Source organism: Chitinophaga sp. (genome assembly GCF_036569125.1).
Classification (GTDB): Bacteria; Bacteroidota; Bacteroidia; order Chitinophagales; family Chitinophagaceae; genus Chitinophaga.
The window spans coordinates 1-4,612 of record NZ_DATCRF010000386.1 but is presented as its reverse complement, the minus strand read 5'-3'; the positions used below and the strand labels follow the sequence as shown (position 1 = coordinate 4,612).

At 48.4% G+C, this 4,612-nt stretch carries 5 protein-coding genes; all 5 read right to left on the bottom strand.

Translation table 11 applies throughout. The features are described 5' to 3' along the window. Positions 1-903, bottom strand: a 903-nt coding sequence (locus tag VIM87_RS14415; protein WP_414649643.1) for an alpha-L-rhamnosidase N-terminal domain-containing protein, incomplete at its 3' end; no start/stop codon positions are given. 236 nt (positions 904-1,139) lie between these two features. After that, positions 1,140-2,267 carry a TIGR03364 family FAD-dependent oxidoreductase gene (locus VIM87_RS14410; protein WP_331997672.1) on the bottom strand — a complete coding sequence of 376 codons (1,128 nt, stop codon included), beginning with the start codon at positions 2,265-2,267 and terminating at the stop codon, positions 1,140-1,142. Between the two features lie 138 nt (positions 2,268-2,405). Further along, a complete protein-coding gene (locus VIM87_RS14405) occupies positions 2,406-3,089 on the bottom strand; it encodes an HAD hydrolase-like protein (RefSeq protein WP_331997671.1) in 684 nt (227 codons plus the stop codon). A gap of 327 nt (positions 3,090-3,416) precedes the next feature. Then, a complete protein-coding gene (locus VIM87_RS14400; protein ID WP_331997670.1) occupies positions 3,417-4,001 on the bottom strand; it encodes a hypothetical protein in 585 nt (194 codons plus the stop codon). A 77-nt stretch (positions 4,002-4,078) separates the two neighbouring features. Beyond that, positions 4,079-4,612 (bottom strand): FAD-binding oxidoreductase (locus tag VIM87_RS14395; RefSeq protein WP_331997669.1); only part of this gene is annotated, 534 nt, incomplete at its 5' end.

Sequence of the window (4,612 nt, the reverse complement as noted above, 5' to 3'; positions counted from 1 at the left end):
CATTTTTACGGTGCTGCCGGCGCCTTTGCTTACCGTAAGCTCAGGATAGGCAACCGTGTTAAAAGACTGATCCAGCAGAATGCTTACGGTTTTATTTGCGGGTATGGTAAGCGGTGCATTGCCACTCAGGAAATCATCATTTGCCGTGATACCCTGTGCACGCCTTACTTTTTGGAGGCGCTGCGGTGTTTCCTCCATCAACGGAATGCTGCGCGGCACCAGGGTCCACAGGTTATCTGAACCATAACCCGCGGGTTCCGGGGTGGTGACAGATACAGCCGCCGGCCAGCTATTATCATCATACTTTGGCTGCTCCCAGCTCCAGGGATAATCGGCTGCCTTTACATGATCACCAGGGCCTATCACCATATAAGAGTGCAGGCGCCGGCCGTTATCTACAGAGCAGGGTGTATAGGCTTTATTGGTGTACACCTTCCAGGTGGTATTGGTATTCACCTCTTTTTCTGCATCCGTATCGCCCTGTACTACCAGGCCGGTTTGATTGGAGACCTGTGCTACCGGCGCGTATACACCCATGTTCCAAACCAGGGCTGCCAGCACATTGCTGCCAGCCTGCAGGTAAGGGGCAATATCTACTGTTTCAAAGTTCCAGTTATACAGATCGCCACGTGCAGGGCCGCTGCATATGGGCTGGCCGTTCACCCACAGGCGGTAACGGTTATCTGCAGAAATATGAATGATGTAACGGGATGGTTTGGCGCTGAGGTTAAGCGTTTTGCGGAAGTGATACACCCCGTAATCGCGTTGAGCTATACCAGGTGCGGAGATCCAGGAAGATGAGCGCCAGGAGCCTTTAAGCAGCTGCGGGTTCACGGGCAAATCCTGGGCAAATACCTGCACGGATAATAATGACCATAAGGACAGGAGTACGAATGAACGCATACGTGGATGTGGAATTTGACCAGTAAAATAAATAATGCTGACCAATTGTTATCCTATGGTGTCCTAGTTAGTAGTTGGCAGTTAGCAGTTGGCAGTTGGCAGTCACCGGAGCGTATAATGAAGCGATGGGCAGACCTTATGCCAAAAGTCAAATCCAAAGTTTCCAATTAGTTCATTAGTGTCAACAAGTATTGATAACCGGCACAATCCATAAACCATGGACTGCCAACTGCCAACTAGAGACTGCCCACTAATTCCTCTGCCAGGCCCAGGGCCAGCGTCATGCCGGCGCCGCCAAAACCGTTTACGATGGTAACGTTCTTTTCGGCTTCCAGCACCAGGTTGGTTTGGCCGTTGGTAAGCTTGGGATAAATGCCATGCCAGCGCTCCTGTATGGTAAGGTCAGGGGCTTTCAGGAAGGTATGCATATAATCCAGGATCAGCTTATTAATGAACTCTTTGTCAAAAGGTGCAAAGTCCGGACCGTATTCATGGGAATCGCCCAGCGTAAGCTCCCCGCCCCCGTTCTGTGATACCAGCACATGCACGCCCCATTGCAGGTATTCCGGCATTTGCTCCTGCACCCGTTGCCGTAAAGCTTCCAAAGTTTTGCAGGTGTTAAAGGCGCTGTAATGCAGCAGGGTTAAACCAGCGCACAAAGCAGGCCCTAACTGCCAGCTGCCGGGCTGCGGTACGGTACGCATCATCTGCAGCTTGCACTTAATAAGCGCTGTTTGTGCAAACGCTTGCGGGTACAGGGTTTCAAAGTCGGCGCCGCTGCATACAAATACACGGTCGACCTTCCACTGCTCATCTACGGTTTGAATGTATGGTAAGCTAATGCTGTTCACCGCTGTGTTAAAACGCAGGGTAACATTGAACTGCTGCTGCAGGTGTGCGGCTATCATGGCGCTGGCCTCGCGCGGGTTTACCGTCATTTCAGTGGGGCTGTACATGGCGCCTAACAGGCCTTCCATTTTTACCGCCTGGCTGCGGGCGGCTACCTGCGCGGGGGTTAGCAGCTCACAGTCATAACCGTTGGCGGGTGCTGCCTGCACAAACTCTTCCAGCACCGCCAGCTCATCTTTTGCATATACTAAATGCAGGGAGCCGGTTTCATTACATTCCAGCCCTGTTGCGGCCGACAGCTCTTTCCAGATGCGGCGGCTGGCCATGGCGCGGCGGTAATGCTCACCTGTTTGCTGGCCAATAGGCCATACTAAACCGAAGTTGCGGATAGAGGCGCTTAACGCGCGGCTGTTACGCTCAAACAACACTACTTTATTGCCTTGTTTTGCCAATTGATAAGCAACTGCCAAACCTGCTATACCTGCGCCTATAACGGCTACATCTGCCTGTTTCATAAATACTTTTTAATGTGCTGATGCTTGTTAATGTGCTGATGTGCTAATATGCTAATGTGCTGGTGTTTGTTAAATGATGGCATTTTGTTGATATATATGTATACATAACATAAACCAGCACATTAGCATATTAGCACATTAACCAATTATTTCCAGTATTTCTTCCAGCCCGGCAATAAGGTGGGTGTGCGGGCCTTTTTCCAACGCTTCTTTTGTATAGGCGCCGGTAGTAACGCCTATTACATATGGGCAACCGGCATTGGTACCTTCTTCCAGATCGGAAATAGTATCACCTATTTTAGCAACCTGCTGAATGCTTTGTATGCCCAGCTGTTCCATGGCCCGGTAGATCATATATGGATATGGGCGGCCCTGGGCTACTTCATCGCTGGTAACTACGGTATCTATAATGCCATTGTTTAGCCAGCCTACCCGTTCCAATATAATGTTGGTGATGGCACGGTCAAAACCAGTATCCAGGGCAATCTTAATACCGCGTTGCTTCAGGGCCTGAAACACTTTGCCGGCGCCGCTTTTTTCCCGTACGCTGGCATCCTGCCGGTAGTGGGCGCTCATTTGCTGTACAAAAAGTGTGTGCAGGCCGTTTACAAAGCCGGCGTCCTGGTGGCGGGTGTCCTGCTTTTGCTGTAGCAGGTGGCGGATAGCATAGGGTTTGGCGTAGCCCATTACCTCATTTACTTCCGGCAGCGATACGGGCACCCCGGCCTGTTGTTGTATCACGTGCTGTAATACCAATCCTACATTGGATTCATCGTGCAGGGTAGTACCTGCTATATCAAATACGGCTAATTGTAAATTCATGACAGTATGGTCAATAAGGTTACGGGTACAAAGGTATAAAAGCAGGCGATATGGAGTTTAGTATTTATAAACAATTAACAATAGGTTTAAAGTGGGGAATTAATAATTAAAAATTAAGAATTAATAATTAGGGGGTAAGATGTTAAGTGAGGGATGTTGGATAGTGATGCAGGAAAAAGGGGATTGGGTTTGGGTTTGAGTTTGAGATGAGGATGAGACAGAGATAAGATGAGGAGTGGTATTAGAAGGGATACTAAAAAGCTAAGGCGTGCAAAGCAAACGAGCATACGTTCACCTGCACGCCTTAGCTGCTGCGTACAAATAAATTTACAATCCTATATTAAAGCCCATACGAAACACGGGGCGATTCTGATAAGGAGACCATTCATCCTGAATTACATCATACAACAACATGATGTAAAAAGCAGAGCCGCCGCCTCCTAAAGGCTGGGAATAACCGCCACCCAGCAACAGGCTGGGTACTGTATGGTTTTCCTTTACAGTTGACTTAGGATCAACCGTGTTGTCTGTTATTTTTACACTTACATAGTTCAGCTCCGGCTGTGCATGTAAAAACAACATTTCAAACGGGTAAAACCGGCTCCAGACGCCACCTCCAAATACTTTGTAAGTATTCTTAACGGTACCATTTGTATACTCCCATTTCTCAGATGCATACTGCGCGTTAATAGTTATACCGGCAGCAAACATATCTGAAAAACGGTAGCCCAGGTCTGGCGACACATTGATATTGGTATAACTGCCAAAGGTAAGTCCCAGTGTACCGCCGACCATCAGGCGGGAGGGATCAAAACCTTTGCGCTCAGAGCTGGTAGTATCTGTTTTATAATACTGGGCCTGTGCAGCGTGCATACCTGCCAGCAGCAGCATGCATAAGAGCAAACGTTTCATCGGTTACTTGTTTAATGTTTTTTTAAGCTATGGGTGTATTTCATATTCCTGTACCACACTTTACAAGCGCGGTATGTTTAGTCAAATATTTTTCCCCTGTTCAAAATATTGCTGGGATCAAATACCTGCTTGATCTGTTTCATGATCTGCAGGTGCTGATCATCAAAGATCACATCCATGTATGATTTCTGTACCAGGCCAATGCCATGCTCCCCGGAAATGGTACCGCCCAGCTGTTTTACCAGCTCAAAGATCTCGCGGATGCCGGTTTTGAGCGTACCGTTCCACTGCTCTTCCGACAGCTCTCCACGGATAATATTCACATGAAGATTACCATCGCCCGCATGCCCGTAACACACTGAATGGAAGCCATACTTTTTACCAATATCCTTTACACCTTTCAGCAATGCGGGCAGCTCTGCACGCGGCACCACCGTATCTTCCTCCTTATACACAGAGTTGGCCTTAACGGCTTCGGCTACACGCCTTCTTAATTTCCAGAGCTCTTCCTTCTGCTGATGGTCTTCTGCAAAAAGAATATCCCCGCAATCAAATTCTGCTACCACGGCAGCAATGCCTTCCATTTCCTGCATCAGCACTTCTGTATAATT